The organism is Bacillus sp. S10(2024) (genome assembly GCF_050473865.1).
In the GTDB taxonomy this organism is placed as follows: domain Bacteria; phylum Bacillota; class Bacilli; order Bacillales; family Bacillaceae_G; genus Bacillus_A.
Genome location: NZ_JBFLUR010000002.1, coordinates 2970735 through 2992232 on the forward strand (window position 1 = coordinate 2970735; position 21498 = coordinate 2992232).

16 protein-coding genes are annotated in these 21498 nt (G+C 36.2%); 6 read left to right on the forward strand and 10 right to left on the reverse strand.

Annotation, left to right across the window (positions count from 1 at the left end; translation table 11 throughout):
* Positions 1–9: 9 nt before the first annotated feature.
* Entirely contained in the window at positions 10–2952 is a 2943-nt protein-coding gene (fdhF, locus tag AB1280_RS15145; protein WP_429756339.1) for a formate dehydrogenase subunit alpha, read from the reverse strand.
* A gap of 383 nt (positions 2953–3335) precedes the next feature.
* Here fdhF and fdhD point away from each other — a divergent pair, with 383 nt between their 5' ends.
* The 5 genes from fdhD (at position 3336) to AB1280_RS15170 (ending at position 8904) form a co-directional block, all read left to right on the forward strand.
* Entirely contained in the window at positions 3336–4133 is a 798-nt protein-coding gene (gene fdhD, locus AB1280_RS15150; RefSeq protein WP_272190715.1) for a formate dehydrogenase accessory sulfurtransferase FdhD, read from the forward strand.
* A gap of 444 nt (positions 4134–4577) precedes the next feature.
* Complete coding sequence (locus AB1280_RS15155; protein WP_272190717.1) at positions 4578–5084, forward strand: GNAT family N-acetyltransferase; 507 nt, start codon at positions 4578–4580, stop codon at positions 5082–5084.
* A 640-nt stretch (positions 5085–5724) separates the two neighbouring features.
* Complete coding sequence (locus AB1280_RS15160) at positions 5725–6402, forward strand: response regulator transcription factor (protein ID WP_429756340.1); 678 nt, start codon at positions 5725–5727, stop codon at positions 6400–6402.
* 173 nt (positions 6403–6575) lie between these two features.
* Positions 6576–7952, forward strand: a complete 1377-nt coding sequence (locus tag AB1280_RS15165; RefSeq protein ID WP_429756341.1) for an ATP-binding protein — start codon at positions 6576–6578, stop codon at positions 7950–7952.
* Positions 7953–8388: 436 nt separating this feature from the next.
* Positions 8389–8904 carry a GNAT family N-acetyltransferase gene (locus tag AB1280_RS15170; protein WP_272190721.1) on the forward strand — a complete coding sequence of 172 codons (516 nt, stop codon included), beginning with the start codon at positions 8389–8391 and terminating at the stop codon, positions 8902–8904.
* Between the two features lie 33 nt (positions 8905–8937).
* On the opposite strand, the gene AB1280_RS15175 is transcribed toward AB1280_RS15170, so the two are convergent.
* From AB1280_RS15175 to AB1280_RS15185, 3 genes are all read right to left on the reverse strand, one after another.
* Positions 8938–9672, reverse strand: a complete 735-nt coding sequence (locus AB1280_RS15175; RefSeq protein ID WP_272190722.1) for a hypothetical protein — start codon at positions 9670–9672, stop codon at positions 8938–8940.
* 56 nt (positions 9673–9728) lie between these two features.
* Positions 9729–11177, reverse strand: coding sequence for an FTR1 family iron permease (locus AB1280_RS15180; protein ID WP_429756342.1), 1449 nt, complete (start codon positions 11175–11177; stop codon positions 9729–9731).
* Between the two features lie 374 nt (positions 11178–11551).
* The gene (locus AB1280_RS15185) at positions 11552–12949 is read right to left on the reverse strand and encodes a PLP-dependent aminotransferase family protein (RefSeq protein WP_429756343.1); all 1398 of its coding nucleotides are present in this window, start codon (positions 12947–12949) and stop codon (positions 11552–11554) included.
* A 119-nt stretch (positions 12950–13068) separates the two neighbouring features.
* Here AB1280_RS15185 and AB1280_RS15190 point away from each other — a divergent pair, with 119 nt between their 5' ends.
* Positions 13069–13995: a DMT family transporter gene (locus AB1280_RS15190; RefSeq protein WP_429756344.1), complete on the forward strand. Its 927-nt coding sequence runs from the start codon at positions 13069–13071 to the stop codon at positions 13993–13995.
* A gap of 109 nt (positions 13996–14104) precedes the next feature.
* On the opposite strand, the gene AB1280_RS15195 is transcribed toward AB1280_RS15190, so the two are convergent.
* The 6 genes from AB1280_RS15195 to AB1280_RS15220 form a co-directional block, all read right to left on the reverse strand.
* On the reverse strand, positions 14105–14809 hold the full coding sequence (locus AB1280_RS15195; protein WP_429756345.1) for a metallophosphoesterase family protein: 705 nt from the start codon (positions 14807–14809) through the stop codon (positions 14105–14107).
* A gap of 296 nt (positions 14810–15105) precedes the next feature.
* Entirely contained in the window at positions 15106–16050 is a 945-nt protein-coding gene (locus AB1280_RS15200; protein ID WP_429756346.1) for an alpha/beta hydrolase family protein, read from the reverse strand.
* A 5-nt stretch (positions 16051–16055) separates the two neighbouring features.
* Positions 16056–16601: a helix-turn-helix domain-containing protein gene (locus AB1280_RS15205; RefSeq protein ID WP_272191545.1), complete on the reverse strand. Its 546-nt coding sequence runs from the start codon at positions 16599–16601 to the stop codon at positions 16056–16058.
* 307 nt (positions 16602–16908) lie between these two features.
* Positions 16909–18891, reverse strand: a complete 1983-nt coding sequence (locus AB1280_RS15210; RefSeq protein WP_429756347.1) for a methyl-accepting chemotaxis protein — start codon at positions 18889–18891, stop codon at positions 16909–16911.
* Between the two features lie 362 nt (positions 18892–19253).
* Positions 19254–19508 carry a hypothetical protein gene (locus tag AB1280_RS15215; RefSeq protein ID WP_272191543.1) on the reverse strand — a complete coding sequence of 85 codons (255 nt, stop codon included), beginning with the start codon at positions 19506–19508 and terminating at the stop codon, positions 19254–19256.
* A gap of 452 nt (positions 19509–19960) precedes the next feature.
* Positions 19961–21496 (reverse strand): flotillin family protein, encoded by a 1536-nt coding sequence (locus tag AB1280_RS15220; protein ID WP_272191542.1) that lies wholly within the window; start codon positions 21494–21496, stop codon positions 19961–19963.
* Positions 21497–21498 lie beyond the last annotated feature (2 nt).

Sequence of the window (21498 nt, forward strand, 5' to 3'; positions counted from 1 at the left end):
TGCTCCCCCCTAGTTTTCATCCACAAGTGATACATATTGTTTTCGTTGCCATTTCTGCTGCACTTCAACACCATTTTGCGGATGACGCTTTTTATTTCGCGGATTAGAAGCAGGAAGTGGACGATTTCCTTTTTCACACAGCACACGCATTTTGACGCGCGTTTGTTTATATGCTGGTGTGCATGTATAAAGGTCGGTTGCCGTTCCTGTTAAGATATTAATTGCTTCTTCATTTACTGTTGCATGCATCGGTAAATATAGTTCGTTTCCAGTTACACGATCTGTAATAAGCGCTGGAACTTTGATTTTTCCAAACGGTGATGCAAGTTCAACAAGACTTCCATCCTTCACATTTCGCTCCATCGCTAACTCCGGAGAAATCTCAACAAATACCTCTGACATTTTCGATAAAATACCTGCCGATTTCTTTGTCATATTCCCCTCATGGAAATGTTCAAGCATGCGGCCATTATTTAATAATAAATCATATTCTTCCGGCGCCTCGACTGGCGGTACCCATTCATCAAGTGATAAGCGTGCCTTTTTATCTGGAAAATTAAATCCATCCAAATATAATAATGGTGTATCACTGCCATCATGACTACCCCAGCACAAGCTATTCCACCCTTCTAAACGATCATATGTTGCCTGAGAATATAAAGGAGCAAGCGATGCGATTTCATCCATAATTTCACTTGGATGCTCATAGTTCCAATTTGCACCTAATGCACGAGCTACCTTTTGCAGAATCCACCAGTCTGGTTTTGAATCACCAAGCGGCGGTATAACCTCGTATAAACGCTGAATACGACGTTCTGTATTCGTAAATGTTCCTTCTTTTTCTAAACTTGGCGCTGCTGGTAAAATGACATCTGCAAAACGAGCTGTTTTTGTTAAAAACATATCTTGTACAACAAGGAAGTCAAGATTTTCTAAAATGTGCTGCACATGATTCGCGTTAGAATCGACTAATGCCATTTCTTCTCCCATCACATACATACCACGTAATTTCCCTGCTTCTGCAGCAATCAGCATCGCAATGTTATTTAATCCTGGTTCTTTCGGAATCGAAACACCGTATGCTCTTTCAAATTTCGCGCGCAGTGCATCATCGGATATTGCTTGGTAACCAGGCAGCCAGTTTGGTAATGTTGCCATATCACAAGCACCTTGTACGTTATTATGTCCACGCAGCGGGTATGCTCCTGCACCAGGACGACGATAGTTACCTGTTACAAGAAGTAAATTAGAGATTGCAGCTGATGTCGTACTTCCACCTGTATTTTGCGTCACTCCCATACCCCAAAGTACACATGTACCATCCGCATCACGAATCATTTTTGCCATTTCTATTAATATATCTTTCGAAATGCCTGTTACACTTTCTGTATAATCAAGCGTATACTTCTCTAACATTGTTTTATATTCATCAAAATTCTTTACGTTTTCAGCTAGAAATACTTTATCATGCCAATCTTGATCAATAATATATTTGGTTACACCTGCTAGCCAAACGTAATCTGTACCTTGACTTGGGTGAACAAATAGATCTGCACGCTCTGCCATTTCATGCTTACGCAGATCAGCTACAATCAATTTTTGCTCATGCAGTTTATGGGCGCGTTTCACACGTGTTGCAAGAACTGGATGACCTTCTGTCGGATTTGCTCCAACAATAATGATAAGTCCTGCCTCTGCAATATCTTTAATTGTTCCTGCATCACCGCCCATGCCTACTGTTTTAAATAAACCATCTGTTGCTGGTGATTGACAGTAACGAGAACAGTTGTCCACATTATTTGTCCCATATACTTGTCTTGCTAACTTTTGCATTAAATAATTTTCTTCATTCGTCACTTTAGAAGAAGAAATAAACCCAAAAGCATCACTGCCATATTGCTCTTTAATATGATTCATATTTGCTGCAACAACTTCTAGCGCCTCTTCCCAAGTTGCTTCAACAAACATGTCTCCTTTACGGATAAGCGGCTTTGTAATCCGTTCTTCACTATTTACAAAATCCCATCCAAACTTCCCTTTTACACACGTTGAAATCCCGTTTACTGGTGCATCCGATGACGGTTGTACTTTTAAAATATGACGATCTTTCGTCCATACTTCAAATGAACACCCGACGCCACAAAACGTACAAACGGTTTTCGTTTTATTGATTTTCGTTTTACGCATCGCTGCCTCTACTTCCGAAACAGCTAAAATACTGCTATAACCCGGTTCTACATCTTTTACAAAATCAATCATTGGATGTAATACATCTTGTTTTAGCCCCGTCATAAAGCCAGCTTCTCCAAGCATCGATTTTTCCATTAGGGCATTGCATGGGCAAACCGTTACACATTGCCCACAACTTACACAAGAGGAATCATTAATTGCTACGCCATCATCCCAAATGACACGCGGACGATCTAAATTCCAATCAATAGATAATGTTTCATTTACTTGTAAGTTTTGACACACTTCTACACATTGACCACATGCAATACACTGATTTGGATCGTAACGATAAAACGGATGGGACATATCCACCTCCGAAACACTCACTTTCGGTTCGTACGGATATTTCTGTTCTTCAATTCCCATCATATGCACTGTATTATGAACTTTACAATTTCCGTTATTATTATCGCAAACAGTACAATATAGTAAATGATTCTCAAGTAATCGATCCATCGCTTCTGTTTGGGCTTCAACCGCTCGCTTTGACTTTCTTTCAATATGCATACCTTCTTCAAGGTTTGTTGAGCAAGCGCGCATCAGCTTTCCATTCACTTCAACAATACATGTATCACACGTCTGAATTGGATCTACTTCTGGTACGTGACAAATTTGCGGGTGTTCAAGCTCTCTTTCGTTTAATAACTGCAATATCGTTTTCTCACTAGATGAAATATACTCTGTACCATCGACAGTTACACGAATTTTGTGTTCTGACATCTTTACCCTCTCCTTACAACCAACCGTACAACATATTTTGAATGCGTTTTCAAAACGATGTTGCTATACGCTCTTTTTCAAAACAGAAAAAATAGTTCTTCGAGGTAGATTCTTGATGTATAAATAAGCTTACAATTGATGTATATGACTACGATTCTATTATATCGTAGAACACAAATAATAACCAAGGAATGTATGTGAATACATATTGAAAATCGGCATTAAAATCCCGTTCTTCCTTGGCGGGGACGAGAGAAACTGGACATGCATAGCAGCGACTTCTACGCTGAAAAATTAAAATAGATTTATATAAAACGAATGCTTTTCTTTTTTTCTTGTCTTATGATAAACATGGGAGAATAATTGATAAAGGGGAAAATCGTATGGAGTCTGTTCAAAGCACATATACAATGGTTCGTTACCAAGGTGGAACATTTCATCAAAAAGATGATGAGGTTGTAACAGAATATCCACTTACAATTAAACTAAACGGTGAAGAATATGTAACAATTGTTTGTACACCTGATCATATTGAAGATATGGTCGTTGGCTTTTTAGTATCAGAAGGTATTATTCCTTCCTATAAACACATTGAACAATTATGGATCCAAAAAGAAAAAGGGTTTGCGCATGTCACAACTACGCAAACAAATCCACTCTATCAAACTTGCTATAACAAACGATATGTGACATCGTGCTGCGGGAAAAGCAGACAAGGCTTTGTCTTTGTAAATGATGCAGCCAAAGCAAAAACGATGAACGATATTCATATTACCTTGGGACCTAAAGATTGCTTTCGTCTCATGAAGGCACTGCAGCAATCCTCTACTACTTTCCAAGAAACAGGTGGTGTGCATAACACCGCATTATGTGATGAAAATCAAATTCTCGTTTCACGAATGGATATTGGTCGTCACAATGCTTTAGACAAAATTTACGGGTATTGCTTGCGAAACAATATTTCGATAACAGGAAAAGTAATTGCCTTTAGCGGCCGCATTTCATCTGAAATCTTACTTAAAGTTGCAAAAATCGGCTGTGAAATTGTCCTATCCAAATCCGCTCCGACAAAATTAGCGCTAGAACTTGCTCATGATTTAGGAATTACTGTCGTTGGCTTTATTCGCGGTGATTCTTGTAATATTTACACACACCCAGAGCGAATTGAAGGGTATAAATAAACAAAACAATGAGGTTATCCCAAAAGTTTCACTTTTCGGTATGATTCAGCTCAGCGAATTGACTACTTGTATGTCGAATCTCCGATATATTGCAAAGAACGATCGATAACGAAAAAAAGGACTGACTTCAAAAGGTACTTATGTGCCCTTTGTGTCAGCTTCTATATAAATTCATTTTTATTTTTCGGCATATAAGTCGCTGCTATACAGAATACAATATGACCGCTACTTGCTTTCTCCCTTTGTTTAACGCATGTGGCAGGGAAAGGATCTGACCGTTTCTATGCACGGCCAGATGCTCTTGTCTTCCCTAAAAAAGGGTTTTTATATCGTTATTATAACCTGTATACATATAGTTATAAAAATACAACATATAATTCTATTGAATAGTTAATGAAGTTAATATATAATTTTATTACATAAAACCACTAGGAGGTTACTTGTATGAATATTCGTGTATTAACAAAAGAAGATGCAAGTATATATTTACAACTTTGCATAGAAGGATTAACTCAAAATCCAGAAGCATTTGGTTCCTCTTATGAAGATATTATGAAACAAAAAAATCCCGTTGCTGCCATTGCAAAACGGTTAGATAATCCTGAAAAATTTACGATAGGTGCTTTTCAAGAAGACGAATTAATCGGCATTGCCACTCTTGAAATAAAACCACTTGTCAAACAAGAGCATAAGGCGAAAATCGGCTCTGTATATGTTTCTCCAAAAGCACGTGGTCTTGGTGCTGGAAGAGCACTAATTGAAACGATCATTGAAAATGCCCCAAGATTAGATATAGAACAAATTATGCTTAATGTGGTTGCCGGAAATAAACCGGCAAAGAAACTATATGAATCACTGGGGTTCCAAACATTTGGTATAGAAGAACGCGCTTTAAAATATAACGGACAATATTGGGATGAAGAACATATGATGTTATTTCTCAATGTTTAAAACTTCTTTTAACATAAAAACACCCACTCTCCTGCAAATCTTGAAGTGGGTGTTTCTCATGGATCATTATTTTCACATTACAAAAGCCTCGCACAATAGGTGCGAGGCTTTTTATCTATAACAAATCAATTTATTTTATAACAACCAAAAAAACTTTCTAACACAAACAACGATAATCATCATTGACACCACAATGCAGATTATAGCTACATTTCGTTCGTGTTTCTGCTTTTCAAGGTCTTTTTTGTTCACTATCTAAATCCCCTTTTATCTACATTCAAAAAAAGTTGTGAGATAGAAATTTTTCTTATCCGATGCGAGGTGAATACGAAAAACGTTCTCTATCTCACGTACACAATAGAATGGAATTTGTCATTTTGAAATCAAAATGACATGACGTTATGTCGCAACATAGGGTATTTTTGTGCTGCTACATTGCTTATTATAAAAGAAAAATGTGCAAAAGTAGTGCATTTTTTATGGCAATTGTCCTTTTCTTTTCCATATGAACAGTGTTTTTTGTAAAGTTCATGTAGAATAATATAAAGGAAACCTCTATTCGTGAGAGTTTCACTCTCCTATCTTTTCCTTTTAATTCTTAATGCAGGATAAATAATGAAAACTTGAGGTGTACATCGTTATGGCCAAACTATTATTAGTAGATGACGAAGAACGCATGCTTCGCTTATTAGATTTATTCTTAAGTCCACTTGGACATTTTTGTATGAAAGCAACATCAGGCCAAGAGGCACTTGATCTTGTTCAACAAAAAGAATTTGATCTTATCTTGTTAGACGTGATGATGCCAAATATGGACGGCTGGGAGGCTTGCTTTCAAATTCGACAAATCAGTAACGTCCCCATTATTATGCTAACAGCACGGAATCAAAATTATGATATGGTAAAAGGACTCACATTAGGTGCTGATGACTATATTACTAAACCATTTGATGAGCAAGTATTAATTGCTCGTATCGAAGCTGTACTCCGCCGTACGAAGAAAGAGGGATTTGTAAACTTTAACGGCATCGAATGGGATAAAACGAGACATACCGTAACTGTATATGATGAAAAACTCTCTCTCACGCCAATTGAATTTTCCTTACTCGGACTCTTTTTACAAAATATAAACCGTGCTTATAGCCGCGATGAGCTTATCGAAATTATTTGGGGATTTCAAACAGATATTGAATATCGTACCGTTGATTCTCACATTCGTAATATACGCGAAAAACTTCGAAAAGCAGGATTTCCTATTGAAGAACACCTAGAAACTGTTTATAAAATAGGTTACAAATGGAAAAGTGGCTCCTCATAAATTAGAAAGGAAAACTTTCATTAATGGGGATTCTTCTTTCCCCATTAATGATTGGTTGAACTACTCAGGCATATACTAGCAGTTTTTCTTCTATCTAAATTCGTTGTTTCGTCATAACTTTGCGATAGAGGTCTTACTGCCTGTTAGTACAGAAAAAAGGTTGTGAATCATTAATGAATAAACTTTCTATAAAGCTTGGGACGTACTTTTTATTATTAGCTCTTTGCATTGAATCTGTACTATTTGTATCTTTTCATACAACACTGGCACAAATGCGTGTAGACGAAGAAACTACGGCCTTATTAGAAAAAGGAACTTGGTATCGTAATATTATTGAAAAACGCTATAGGGAAAGAATCTTTGAACGTGTAGTAGCGATGGAATCTAATTCGCCTTCTCATACAAAACTTGTCATAACAGATGCAACAGGTCATATTATCGACTCTTCTGACCCTGTTACAGAAGATATGCGCAAACAACTTGAGAAAAAGATTACATACATTCCTAGAGATGGAATGATCACAGAAGATCGTTGGAAAGAATCAAAATATATTTCAACAGCCAGCCCCATTGTAAAACATGGAGTCGTAATTGGCTATGTCCATATGTTTTTAGAAACCGCATCTATAAAAATGATGATCTTTCGATTAACACAACAATTCGTTACCGTCGGTGCATTGACAGTAGCTCTTACAACAATTTTAGTATTTTTATTTTCAAGGGTTATTACAAATCCACTTATAAAAATGAAGCAGGCAACTGAAAAAATGATGAAACAAAATGAGCCCATTACATTAGGGATTAAAAGTAATGATGAATTAGGAAGCTTAGCAAAAACAATCGAACAGCTTTCTAGTGAGTTAACATATATGAAAAAAGAACGAAACGAGTTTCTCGCCAGCGTCGCACATGAATTACTCACTCCGCTCACATATGTAAAAGGATACACAAAAGTTGCAAAAAGAGGGTCTTTATCTAAAGAGGAACGGGAAGAATATTTACAAATCATTGAAGAAGAAACAGAAAATATTACTGAACTCGTACAAGACTTATTTGAGCTTGCGCAGCTTGAACAACACCAATTTACGATAAAGAAACAATCAACCTTGCTGTTACCATTTGCCGAGCGTATGGTTGAAAAAATAAAGCCATCTCTTAACAAGAAAGAAATGGATATCTCTTTATATTGCCAAGAAGATTTATACGCCTGCATCGATGACCGCCGTATGGAGCAAGTCATGCTAAATTTATTACATAATGCACATCAGCATTCTCATGAAAATTCTCATATTACAGTACTAGTATTAAAAAAAGAGCATACTTTTCTTATACAAGTGCAAGATGAAGGGGAAGGAATTCCAAGTGAAGACATACCACATATTTTTGACCGCTTCTATCGAGTTGATAAATCCAGAACACGAGCAACTGGCGGAAAAGGTATTGGTTTAGCTGTTGCAAAAGAAATTATAGAATTGCATGGTGGTTCCATACAAGTAACAAGCGAGGTCGGAGTTGGAACTACATTTACTATAGAATTACCTTTTAAATAGCTATTTATATATAAATACAAATTGAAAAAACGACATATAAACCCTTTTCTTTTTAGATGAGCAAGAGCATCTGGCCGTGCCATAGTAGCGGTCAGTTCCTTTTTCTGCCACAGGCCATGTTGTAAGCAAAAGGAGCAAGCAAGTACTGGATACTTGTTTCTCCATAAGTGCAGTTTTATGTAGAAATATTAAAACAGTTTATCCCGCATTAACGGGCAGTAATACTCCCACCTCAAAATTCGGCGAAAGCAAAGAAGTTAGGCGGGAGATAAACTGCCCGTAAAAGCCCGATTGGTGAGGGCTAATAATCAGTGGTGGATGAAGAAAACCCCCACTGATTAAAGTTTCACTTTATATATCGAGCCTATTTTTTGAAAGTATTAGGATTTTAATATAAAATGTAACATTACCACCAAAGAATTGGAGGATGACACAGTTGGAAATTCGTGTATTAACAAAAAAAGATGCAGAAATTTACTTAGCACTTCGCGTCGAGGGATTAAAACAAAATCCAGAAGCGTTCAGCTCTTCTTATGAAGATCTTATTAATAAGGAAGATCCCGTTGAATATAAAGCGCAAATATTAGACCAAAACGAAAATTACACGCTTGGTGCTTTTAAAGACAACGATTTAGTTGGCGTTGCAACTTTAGAAACAAAATCATTTTTAAAACAAGAACATAAAGCAAAAATTGGTTCTGTTTACGTCTCTCCAAAGGCGCGCGGAATGGGTGCTGGGAAGGCGCTTATGCAAGCAGCAATTGAAAAAGCAAAAGAGTTAGAAGTAGAACAACTTATGCTTGATGTTGTCGTTGGCAATGAAGGTGCAAAAAAGCTCTACGAATCGTTAGGCTTTAAAACTTTTGGCGTACAAGAGCGTTCGTTAAAATATAATGACCAATATTGGGACGAAGAGCATATGGTTTTATTTTTACATGGAGAAAACAAATAGAGAAAAGGGATCTCCCTTTTCTCTATTTTCATTTTAATTTGTCTTTTGTTCTAAATCATGTAATGTTTGCATTAACTGATCATTTAAATTCCCAAGCGTTTGTTTATCAAGAGGACTTACTTGAGATCCTGCCACTTCTGGATTCAAAGACTTTTCAATCTGCTCATAGAGCTCTGGGTATCGTGGTTTTACTCCATCCTCAAATGTTTTCCAAATCTCTTCTAATTTCGGACCAATCTCTTTTACTTTCTTTTCATCCCCTGCATTGATTGCTTGTTTTAATTCATCCGTTTTTGTAAGTAGCTTTGAAACCCCAGCTTTAACTTGGTCGACAGGAATGAGTTTCTCTGAAATCTGATATAAAACATCAATCAACTGGTTATCTAATTTTAAAAGTGTATCTTTATCAATCGTACTTGCCTTCGATCCTGCTACGATTGGATCAAGGTATTTTTCTACTTGTGCATATTGATCAGGGTATTGTGATTTCACACCATCTTCAAATTTCCCCCAACTCTCTTCAAGTTTTGGACCAAACTCTTTAATTTTTGCTTCATCATTCGCATTAATGCCTTTCTTTAGCTGTTTAGCATCATGCAGTAAATTTGCAGTCCCATCTTTCACATTCGTTGCAGTAGTTTGCTCTTTACCTTTTGATTGCTCTGTAGCCTTAGATGCACTAGATGCAGAATGATTATCTGAACTACAACCAGCTAGAGCTAATGTGCCCGTCATGGCTACTGCCGCAATGATTTTCATAGTTTTCATAAAATGTATTCCTCCTGATATTTGAAATATGTTATTTTAATTGGACATTGTTTTCTTTATGATTTGATTCGTTTCCACATGAAAGCCCCAACAGCTAATAAGAGTAAACAGATTTGCGGCACCGCACTTTGCCAAGATGGATAAAATCCTAAGAAATCAATACTCGGCAAGTTAGGAGCTGTTGTAGACGGTAAAGAACCTGCAAGCTGAAGGCTATGAATACCGAGTCCTGTAAATTTGAAGCATAAATAGAAAACAATTAAACTTGATACTAAGAAAAACGGCCTCATCGGTAACTTAACACCGATAACAAGCATGAAATAAGCAATAATAGCCAAGATACCGAGACCAATCAAAATACCAATTAGTAACTGTTGAAAACTAATCTGATTCACCATACCAATAACAAAAAGTACAGTCTCTGTTCCCTCACGAAAAACGGCTAGGAATGATAACACACCGAGAGAAATCATACGTCCCGTATCTAACGCCGACTGACTTTTGTTATGAATATACTGATTCCACTCTGCAATATTTGATTTACTATGCAACCAGTAACTCATGTAAAGAAGCATGATAGCTGCCACAATCGCAGTCCATCCTGAGATTAGGAAATTATTCTGACCGAAAGCACCCGATGTAAAAACAAATTTAACAATGACTGCTAACACAGCGCTCAAAACGAAACCGACTGAAACACCGCTCCAAATCCAACCTTCCCCCTGTCCGCCATTAGATTTTTTCACAAAGGTTAAGAGCGCACCTACAACGAGTAATGCTTCTAGCCCCTCACGAATCGGTATCATTGCAGCATCCCAAATTGTATAGCTAGTTTTAGTCGCAAGTGGCGCCAAATATGCAATCATCTTATCGAGTAACTGAGCAGCACCCTTATAATTACCTTCAGAAATCATTGCATTCACTGTAACCATATCTCGTTCCGTATCGTTATATACTGTAGCCGATTGTGCCACAACAGTTCCTTCGATGCTGAGCCATGATTCTCGAACTTTTGTAATATGGGCTAGAGACGACTGTTGATTGCTATTTTGCACTTTTTCTTTTGTCTCTTGCAACATCACAATAAAATCAGAAAGGGTAATGTTTTGTTTATGAAATCCATTGCCTTTCGTGTATTGATCATGAATGAATTTTTCGTTGACACTTTGAAGACCTTGCAGTGCCTTCACAACATCTTGTTGTTTGTTCTGTATAAAAGCATATTGTACTTGACCCATATTTGACTCAATATCGCTATATGCCTGAGCTGAATCCGCCTTCACAGAACTCTCAATTTCAAGCCAAGTATCATTAAATTTCTGATAGACTGTCTGTGCTTCTACTAGATTACCTTGCTGTGCAATTGTTACTGCTTGATTAACGTATTGCTCTGCCTTACTCATGTTCTCTGTTCCCTGACTTGCAGCCAAACTAGTAAGCGGTTTCGTCAAAGTTAGTAATAAAAGAAAAATGAAGAAAGTAGAATAGCTAATTCGCCTAAACATATCATCAACTCCATAATCATTTCCATTAATTAACTGATAATAATTATCATTATTATCACAACTGATTGTTATTATCAGTTACAACTGCTATTCTGTCAATGGTATAATATTACTGTTTGTTCTAAAGATATAGATGATTCGATTTAATGGCATTTCACGTAAAATAAACCTTTAAAATAAGATTATGAATTCATATAAATTTATGAACTGAATGATTACAGTCATCCAGAAAATCAAATATTATAATCTTCATCCAAATGAAAATAAAGACAACCTAGAACTCAGGAAATAAAGTTTTAGATTGTCTTTTATCTATTTATGGATATATGAATCAGTTACTATTCAAATCAAGTCCCATTTAACTCATTCCTTCTTTAATCAAACCATGCCTTTGCCAACAGTTGAACTGCTTCCTCAATTTCTTCCTCAGATAAAATCGCAAAGCCAAGCAAGATTGTTTTATTATCAGCTTTCATCTCATCATAGTACATAGAAACTGGATATACTTTTATACTATATGCTGCCGCTTTCTCAATAAGCTCTTGCTCTGTCATAGCATTATTTACTCGTAATAATATATGCAGCCCCGAATCTTGGCCAATTATTTCTACGCATTTCGGGAAATATGTTGAAATTGCAGAAACCAATGTATCCCTCTTCTTCCGATACACAACCCTCATTTTATGAATATGCTTTTCCCAATGTCCGCCTTCGAGAAATCGTTCCACAATCTCTTGATCAATGCGCGATACAGTCTGCGTATAAAATAAATATTCTTTTCGATATACTTCAATAAGTGTTTTTGGAAGCACCATATAACTCATACGTAACGATGGAAGTAATGCTTTTGAAAAAGTACTCATATAAATAACCTTTCCATTTGTATCTAACCCTTGGAGAGCTGGAATTGGTTTCCCTGAATATCGAAATTCACTATCATAATCATCTTCTACAATATAACGCCCTTCTTTTTTCTCTGCCCAATGCAAGAGCTGCATTCTTCTCGAAACCGGCATAATCATTCCGCATGGAAATTGATGAGATGGTGTCACAAATACCACATTTGCATCACTTTCTTCTAAACTCGAAATCATAATCCCATTTTCATCAAGCGGCAGCATTTTCACATGTTCTATCCCTTTTTCACACGTAACCATTTTCCAGTGGTATCCTGGATTCTCTACTGCAAATGTACTCTCTTTTAACAATTGAAATAGCATTCTTATTAAATATTGCGTTCCTGCCCCAATGATGATTTGACTTGGTGAACATTGTACACCGCGTGATTCATACATGTATTGCGCAATTTCTTTTCTTAATCCAAATTCACCTTGTGGATGTCCAAGCAGTAATACTTTCTCATTCTCAACTTGCAATACTTCATTTGCCAATTTGCGATATAAGGCAAATGGAAATGATCGAGCATCAACACCTGTATGTGTAAAATCAAATGCATAGTCACGATCATGACAAAATATTTCTTCGACATGGTGCATCTTTTCTTTCACATGTAATACACTTTGTTCCACTTCACACACAAAATACCCTTTACGTGGGACAGCCTCTATATACCCTTCCGCAATAAGCTGACTGTAAGCAGCTTCAATTGTATTTTTACTAATTTGTAAATATTGAGCTAATTTGCGTTTAGATGGTAATTTCGTATGAGGCGCTACATTTCCAGATTTCATTTCCTCTTTCATGTAGTTATATAGTTGTACATATAGTGGTTCTTTGCTATGAACATCAAGTTTTGGCGTTAATTCTAACATACAAACTGACCCCTTTACTTTATAGGAAACTGACACTTTTGATAGTATCAGAAGTTATGTATAATACTTTCATGCTTATTTTAAAAAATCAAGAACTTTCATACAAAGGAGGATGCACCATGAAATCATCACGGCACCTTGGCTTAATGATGATTATTAGCGGAGCAACATTATGGGGGCTATCTGGCCCTATGATTCAATGGCTATTTCATCATACTGAACTATCATCTAGTGACTTCCTAGTCATTCGCCTCCTATTAGCAGGCGTATTTATTTTATGTTCCTTACTATTTACAAAACAAAATATCTTTGGAATTTGGAGGTATCCACGTCATTGGATTCAACTGCTAATTTTTTCAGTTGCTGGCATGCTTGGTGCTCAGTATGCATTCATTGAAACCGTTCATATAAGTAATGCTGTAACCGCGACATTATTTCAATTTCTCGGCCCAGTTCTTATTACTATTTACGTTGCACTTCAGCACAAAAGACTTCCTTCCACTATGCATTTCATGGCAATCATAGCTGCATTATCGGGAACTTATTTCCTGATTACCAACGGATCAATTGAAAATATTATTCTTTCTAAACAAGCAATATTATTTGGTATTTTAACAGCAATTGGCTTTGCTTTTTACACGCTCCATCCTGCTTCTCTTATTAAACAGTGGGGGACATCCGTAATTGTTGGTTGGGGGATGTTACTCGGAGGAATTTCATTGTTTCTATATAATCAAGAATTTCATTTTCAACATATAGCAAATACATTAACGATGAGTACATTTTCCATGCTTATTCTCATCATTATAAGTGGTACACTTTCTTTCCTTCTTTATATTGGTAGTCTAAAATATTTATCTGCAACAGAAACGAGCATTTTATCAAGTATTGAACCACTCGTAGCAGCTATTGTTTCGATTATCTGGTTAAATGAGTCGTTTGGATCATATCAACTATTAGGCGGTGCTTTCATTATTGTTGCAGTCATTTTTTTGACCATGCCAGAAAAAGAAGTAATACCAAAATTAGCAACGAAACACATGTAAAAGAAGGTAACAAACCATAGCAAAAAAAAGAGATAAGGTTTCATCATCGTTTTGATCCCTTATCTCTTCTTTTCCTCTACATCAGCTCGTCTGTATAGAGGAATTTTTCTTATTTCACTGAATATACTTTTTGACTTGGTAATTCTAAACAGTTCAGTTGACCGCCGTATACAGCGCCTCCATCAATGCCAATGATACGATTTTCGCCAAAATACACGCCGAAATTCTCGTTATCTTCGTGAAGAATTTTCGTTTCTGTATGCCCAAATACAACCATTTTCTCACCGTTGTATCCATTATGAAACTCATTTCTAATCCACATCAATGTATGCGCATCTGTTTCAGAAACAGGTGTCATCGGTTGTACACCCCCATGAACAAAGATATACTCATCTGTTTCAATATAATGATCTAGTTCTTTTATGAATTTGATATGTTGTTCTAACACTTCAGAATGTAACTGTGGTTTTATAAATTCCTCTTCACTTACAGCAATCTCACTTTCTGAAAAGCCGTAGCTATGTAACGTTTGATTGCCTCCATTTCTCTTTACCCAATGATTCCAAAACTTTTCTTCCTCTGTCGTTAAAGCTTTTAACATCATATCCTCATGATTCCCTTTTAAAACTAACGCTCCAGCTTCTTTTAATTGCTTCACTTTTTCAATTACTTCTTTCGCATTCAGACCACGATCTACATAATCTCCTAGCAAAATGAGTTGATCCTCTTTTGGATTGTACTCTACTTTTTTCAATAATTTTTCGAACCTCTCTAGTTCACCATGAATATCACTGATTACAAGTGTCCTTCTCATATCTATTTCCTTCTTTCTAATTATGAAAGTTCATTTATAATTATAGAAAGACTTCATTAATATCGCAATTTTCTAACTAGAAAGACATTATTTTTAAAAGTTTTCTCCTTTTGTTCTAAACCTTGCATGTGGTAGGAACAGGGGCTGACCGTTTCTATGGGTGGTCAGATACTCTCGTCCACCTAAAAAAAGAAGTTTTTTAAACTTGTATTTATATACTTAAAGTAAAACCTCACACATTCTATTGTGTGAGGTTTTACTTTAATAAGCATCTGCTTTTTATTCATTCTTTTTCCTTATGGAAGGTTATACTTTGCCAACCATTCCTTCATAACATTCAATAATTCCTCTTGAATCCCTTTATTTACAAGTCCTTTATATTCTTTCATTAGCCCTAGCATTGTATGGTTTTTATCAACTTCCCGTAAAATATGGTTCATATTAGGAATGATATGCCACTCCGCTTCGCCTGCTACATATCCCGCAATATCCCTTGCCTGCTCTGGGGGCACTTGTATATCCTTATCTCCAGTAATCGCTAAAACAGGACATTCTACTCTCTCTAAATACTCTACGACATTGTATTGAAATTGTTCACGTATCCACTTTGCATTTACCTTTACCCCTTTGATTCGCACAACAGGCTTTGATGATTGCTGTATTTTTTCCATCTGTGCTTCATTTTGTTTCTGAATACGCTTTGGAAGTTTTAAAAAGCGATATAGCCATCCTCGAAATCCAGATGCTGCTTCTAATTCTTTTACTACCATTTTCATTTGTTTTGGCAGTAATGTTTTTGAAGGTTCACCCGCGCCGCTAAGTAAAATTAAGTTAGCCACTGATTCTCTTACATAAATAGCTGGCGCAAGTAAAGCTCCTTCACTATGACCTACAATGACGATTCGCTTCGGATCAATTTGCGGATGCTCCTTTAAAAAACGTACACAAGCAACGCCATCATCAATTAAATCTGTCACACCTGTTTCATAATAGTCGCCTTCACTTTTATGCACACCACGCTTATCATAACGCAAAGTCGCAAATCCTAATGAAGTAAAATAATCCGCTAAATCTTTATACATATTTAATTTTAAACCGCGAACATTTCCATCCCGGTCTCCCTTTCCCGTTCCACCAATGAGTAAAATAGCTGGATATGTTGCTGCATCATGTACTGGAATTGTTAGCGTTCCTTGAAGTGAAACTGTACTTTCAACTGTAACGAACAATTCTTTCCCCATATTGTTTATTCTCCCTTCTTATTTCTTTCAGGAATAATAATTGTTGAAATCGTTCTTCGCTTTCGCCCTGGAGATGGTTTACGCTCCATTGCTTTTAAAAATACTCCACTCATTTCCTGTGCAAACTCTTTAAACTCCTCATCACTCATATAAAAACTTGCCTGCCGATACCCGACTCCATCTTTTTCAAAATCAACATGATCTTGCTGCAAGTAATCTTTAAAACTTGCCATAATTTGGGTAGTAAACATCATAAAATACTGCATATGCTCTTCTTTCGTTACGTCTTGCAAATCCTTTTGTGAAACACTAGCCATACTGTGATTCAAGGCATATAACTTTTCAACCGTTCCTCGTATTTGCGTTTCCTGAGCAACTTGTAATATATGTGCTGTCGTTAGTTTTTCTAAATGGCGATATAACGTCGCTTGTGGAATATGCGGTAACTTTTTCGCAAGCTGCTTGGCTGTTAATTTCTCTCCCCCGATAAACTCTTGAATCAGTTGAAAACGAATCGGATGAAACAGGATATCAAGCTTTTTTTCTTTCATATATTAAGACCTACTCCCTTTTATTGTACCTTATGATTATATTATCAAAAATGATAACAAAAATACATAAAAAATCTATATATCCATTTTAATCTTGCGACATATAAGTCGCTGCTATGCAAAATAGATCATGCCCCTCCGATTTTTAAAACCTCGCACATGGCAGAAAAAGACCCTGATCGCTTCCATGCATGGCCGGCTGCTCCCGTTCCCCTAAAAAGAAAGAGGTTTTAATGCCGTTTTTTCAATTTAAATATAAACAAAAAAATAAGTAAGGCAATAAAATGCCTTACTTATTTCTCACGTATTACACTTTAAATTTTTCAATCATAAGTTGCAATTCTTCTGCCATTTTCGCTAAATTGTGAGCAGAAGAACTGATTTCTTCCATAGAATTCACTTGTTCTTCTGAAGAAGCAGCGACGTTTTGCATACTTGCTGTATTTGTTTCTGCTGTTGCTGCAATCTCATCAATTGCATTCGTAACTTCCTTTGCATCTTTCGACATATGTTTTGCCGTTTTTGCCATATTATTAATTTGAGATACGATATCATTTGTAACTTTTAATATTTCTGCAAAATTTGTTTTCGTTTCATCAACAGCTTCAAGACCAGATTGTACTTCTACTTTTACTTCATCCATAGATTGTACGGTACACTCTATGTCATCTTTAATCTCTGTAATCAATTTTGCAATTTCTCCTGATGACTCTCCTGATTGCTCTGCTAACTTTCTAACTTCTTCTGCTACAATTGCAAATCCACGACCTTGTTCCCCAGCTCTCGCTGCTTCAATTGCTGCATTTAAAGCTAATAAGTTTGTTTGCTGTGCAATATTTTGAATCACTTCTAAAATGGCACCAATTTGTTTTGACTTTTCATCCAATAGTTTAATAATCGTATCCGATTGCGAAACAGACTGGTGAATAGATTGCATTTGCGTCGCTGTTTGCTGTACTAATTTCCCGCCCTCTTCTGCCTTCTGTCTTGCATACGCTGAAGAATCTGAAATAGCTTGTGAACTATCTGTTACATTGTGAATAGCCGTATTCACTTGTTGTAATAGTATTGCTCCTTCTTCAACACCTTGACTTTGTGACTGAGCACCAATAGATACTTGTTCCATCGCAATTGTAATTTGATCTGTCGCCTCATTTGCTTGTCGTACACTTGAAGTTAACTCTTCCGCCGAAGCAGCAACATGCTCTGCTGAGTTACTCATTTTAGAAATCACATCTCGTAAAGAAGCTGACATCTCATTAAAGGAAGCTCCTAATCTTCCAATCTCATCATTAGAATGGATTACAATTTCTTCTGTTAAATCGCCTTGGCTAATTTTTTGCGCAGACGTAACAATCCTTCTTAATGGATTTGTTATTGATTTAATGATGAAATAAACAAGAATAGCACCTAACAACATAGAGATTACAACTACGATGACCGTTTTAAAGAATACTGGTTCAGCAGCCTTAATAATTTCATCTTCATACACAACACCAATGACTTTCCAGCCTGTTTTACTATTTGTATTGAAGGTAAGTATCTTATTGTCTCCTTTATCACTGTATGAAAAATACCCTTTATCTTTCTCATAAACCGGGTTAATGAAAGCTTCTGTAACTTTAGAACCACCTTTTCGAGTTGGGTGACTGACAACTTGTCTGTTTTGATCTAAAATTACTGCATAGCCTTTTTCTCCAAGTTTAAACATTTTTGTCGTTTTTAATATGTTCTCAAGATTTAAGTTAACGCCAACAACACCTTTTCCATCTTTCGTCTTTTTCGCAACTGTTACTACCATATTTTTTGTAGAAGACGACTCATATGGTGCTGTAACAATTACTTTATCACCATCTTTCATAGCGTCTTTATACCATGGTCGATCTGTTGCTTTATACCCTTCAGGCATTTGTACAAATGGTTCTCTTAGAAACATCCCGTCTTGTGTGCCAATATAAAGCCCTTCTACTTCCGGGTGGATTTTTATATATTGTGCGAATTTTACTTTTACGTTTTCTATATTTCCATCTTTATACGCATCCTCTGTTAGGATATCTGCAAAGTAAGCGACATCCACAGATTTTGCTTCTAAATTTTGTGTAATAACGTTATCTAAAACATCAATATTTTCATTTGCTTTTGCAATGATTTGATGTTCAAAATTTGTTTTTGCTGTTTGATATGACACACCGCCAATAATAACTCCAGGAACGATTAAAATAAGAAGGAAAGATATAAACAATTTCCTTGTTAGACTAATGCTGCCTATTCGTTTCAATAAACTTCTCATACATAACAACTCCTTATCTTTTATTTTTTCAAAAACAAATTCGCATCTCTTATTCTGTTTATCAATATATATAAAACCCTTTTTAAATTCTATACATTATATCATTATAAAACAATATACAAATGTTTTTTATTAATATTTTGATAATTTTCGTTTGTAAAATAAGAACATATGAGGGAATTAATATTGCAGGCATCTTAGTAAGACAGAATAAAACGTAGCTGAAAAAGGGTCCTGACCGCTTCTACGCTTGGTCAGTTGCTCTCGTCCTCCTCTAACAGAAAGGGGTTTTTATGTTTTTTAGCTTGCATAAAAAAAACGACATCCCTATATATGATGTCGTTTTTCATAATCTACTTATATTATTCACAGCCAGTAATCAACCAATCATCTTCTAATTTACACAACAATGTTTGCTCATTTACTTCTTGGCCTAATGTTACTTCGACAGCTAATATATTACCGCTAACGCCAACTGTGGCTTCTTCTAATGTTCCATCGCTTTTTTTAATAACAAATAACTTTTCCCACTCATATACGTAAGATGATTGTTGAACAAGTATTTCTTCAATCACTCCATGACATGGGCTGTAAACATTTTCAATTACATCTTTCATCTAAACTTTTCTCCTCATTACATTTCAATGTTATATTTCTCACCTATTCTAACATTGTTATGAAAATCAACTCGTATTTTAAAAATTCTTTTATTTATACAAATTGATTTTAATTTTTCAATATATAAATTACTGCTATGCCTGTAATTTTGAAGATAAGTTTCTTGCTCATTTTCCAATAAAGTGAAACTTTAATCAGCCCTCACCAATCGGCCGTATGCCAGCAGTTTATCTCCCACCGAACATTCTAGCCACTGGAGCTGGATAATGCTTTTGCTGAACTTTGAGGGGGGAGTATTACTGCCCACGAATAGCGGGATAAACAGCTTACATAATAAAGGAGAACGTATAATATTATATATGAATAATATGTGTTCTCCTTTATTTGATATGAAACAAAAGCAATTCCCAGGAATTCCTGCTAAATAGTTACAAAAAACCTCTAGAAATTTCTAGAGGTTTTCATGATTTTCCGACGTTTTCTCTTCTGGACTCGGAATAGCAGCCTTTATCTCTCCGCTTTGCTGCATTGCGCCTTTCCCAGCAAAACTTTCTAACAACTCTTTTAAATCAATTCCTGAAGAAGCCTTCAAAGTTTCTTGCATCGTTGCCATTAAATCTGTCGCATAACCTGCAACTTTACCAGCACCGCTATTTTTCCCACCACCGCCGGTATCGACAACAGTAATTTTGTCGATATTACTAAGTGGACTTGCAATCTCTTTTGCATAGCTTGGTAACATTTTCAATACCATATCCATAATTGCTGCTTGACCGTATAATTCAAATGCCTCAGCAATTTTTTGTTTTGCTTCCGCTTCCGCAAGACCTTTTAGTTTAATAACATCCGCTTCTGCTGTACCTTGTGCTTTTTGTACTTCTGCTTTTGCTAAACCTTCAACGCGTACTTCTTCTGCACGCGCTTTTGCTTCTGCTTCAATTTTATACTGATCAGCATCTGCTTTCTTTATTTGTTTCACTTTTTCTGCTTCGGCTGCTTGTTCAACTGCATAACGATCAGCGTCCGCTTTTTTCTTTACTTCTGCATCGTATTGCTTTTCACGACGAGCAATTTCTTTTTCTTCTAATTCAATTTGTTTTTCACGCTCAATAATTTTCACTCGCATTTGCTCTTCTGTTACACCTTGCTGAGCCTTCGCTTGCTGTAATTCATAGGAAAGGTCCGCATCAGCACGTGCTTGTTCTTGTTCCCTTTTGTATGATTGCACCTTTAATTCTTTATGTTTCTCAGCTTCAGCAATTTGCGCATCACGCTGATACTCTGCTTCTTTTGCTTCTTTTTCAGCACGAGCTTTTTCAATCCGTGCTTCTTTTTCTCGTTCTGCGTTTGCAATTTGCGCATCACGTTTCACAGTTGCAATTTGCGGCTGGCCAAGTGCATCTAAATATCCGTTTTTATCACTAATTTCTTTAATCGTAAATGATACGATACGCAGCCCCATTTTCTTCAAATCAGTGGAAGCAACTTCATGTACTTTCTGGGCAAACTGTTCCCTGTTACTATACGCATCTTCTACTGTCATAGAAGAAAGAATCGCCCGTAAATGTCCTTCTAATACTTCCTTTGCTTCTACTTTCAGTTCTTCTGTTTCTTTTCCTAAATATTGCTCTGCTGCCGTTGATACTTCCTCAATTGTAGAACCTACCTTAATAATAGAAACACCATTTACTGTTACCGGAACACCTTGCTTCGTATATGTATCACGTGTTCCTACTTCTAACTTATAGTTTAATAGGCTAAGAGGTTCTGCCTGTTGCATAATTGGCACAACAAACGTACCGCCGCCGCGAATAATTTTAATCTTCTTTCCATCATCTGTTGTCACAACATTTTTCCCGCTTCCTAAACCACTTCCTGTTACAATTAACGCTTCATCGGGCCCAACAGTACGATATTTTGTAATAAAGACTAAAATCAAAATCGCCAATATCGCTAACAAAACACCGCCAATAATTAATGGAACCATAG

Bases quoted from the DNA above. Each gene is read 5' to 3' on its own strand.
- AB1280_RS15165 (WP_429756341.1), top strand. From the start codon at position 6,576: ATGAATAAACTTTCTATAAAGCTTGGGACGTACTTTTTATTATTAGCT.
- AB1280_RS15180 (WP_429756342.1), bottom strand. From the start codon at position 11,177: ATGTTTAGGCGAATTAGCTATTCTACTTTCTTCATTTTTCTTTTATTA.
- AB1280_RS15215 (WP_272191543.1), bottom strand. From the start codon at position 19,508: ATGAAAGATGTAATTGAAAATGTTTACAGCCCATGTCATGGAGTGATT.
- fdhF (WP_429756339.1), bottom strand. From the start codon at position 2,952: ATGTCAGAACACAAAATTCGTGTAACTGTCGATGGTACAGAGTATATT.
- AB1280_RS15210 (WP_429756347.1), bottom strand. From the start codon at position 18,891: ATGAGAAGTTTATTGAAACGAATAGGCAGCATTAGTCTAACAAGGAAA.
- AB1280_RS15195 (WP_429756345.1), bottom strand. From the start codon at position 14,809: ATGAGAAGGACACTTGTAATCAGTGATATTCATGGTGAACTAGAGAGG.
- AB1280_RS15160 (WP_429756340.1), top strand. From the start codon at position 5,725: ATGGCCAAACTATTATTAGTAGATGACGAAGAACGCATGCTTCGCTTA.
- AB1280_RS15205 (WP_272191545.1), bottom strand. From the start codon at position 16,601: ATGAAAGAAAAAAAGCTTGATATCCTGTTTCATCCGATTCGTTTTCAA.
- AB1280_RS15155 (WP_272190717.1), top strand. From the start codon at position 4,578: ATGAATATTCGTGTATTAACAAAAGAAGATGCAAGTATATATTTACAA.
- AB1280_RS15185 (WP_429756343.1), bottom strand. From the start codon at position 12,949: ATGTTAGAATTAACGCCAAAACTTGATGTTCATAGCAAAGAACCACTA.
- AB1280_RS15220 (WP_272191542.1), bottom strand. From the start codon at position 21,496: ATGGTTCCATTAATTATTGGCGGTGTTTTGTTAGCGATATTGGCGATT.
- fdhD (WP_272190715.1), top strand. From the start codon at position 3,336: ATGGAGTCTGTTCAAAGCACATATACAATGGTTCGTTACCAAGGTGGA.
- AB1280_RS15200 (WP_429756346.1), bottom strand. From the start codon at position 16,050: ATGGGGAAAGAATTGTTCGTTACAGTTGAAAGTACAGTTTCACTTCAA.
- AB1280_RS15190 (WP_429756344.1), top strand. From the start codon at position 13,069: ATGAAATCATCACGGCACCTTGGCTTAATGATGATTATTAGCGGAGCA.
- AB1280_RS15175 (WP_272190722.1), bottom strand. From the start codon at position 9,672: ATGAAAACTATGAAAATCATTGCGGCAGTAGCCATGACGGGCACATTA.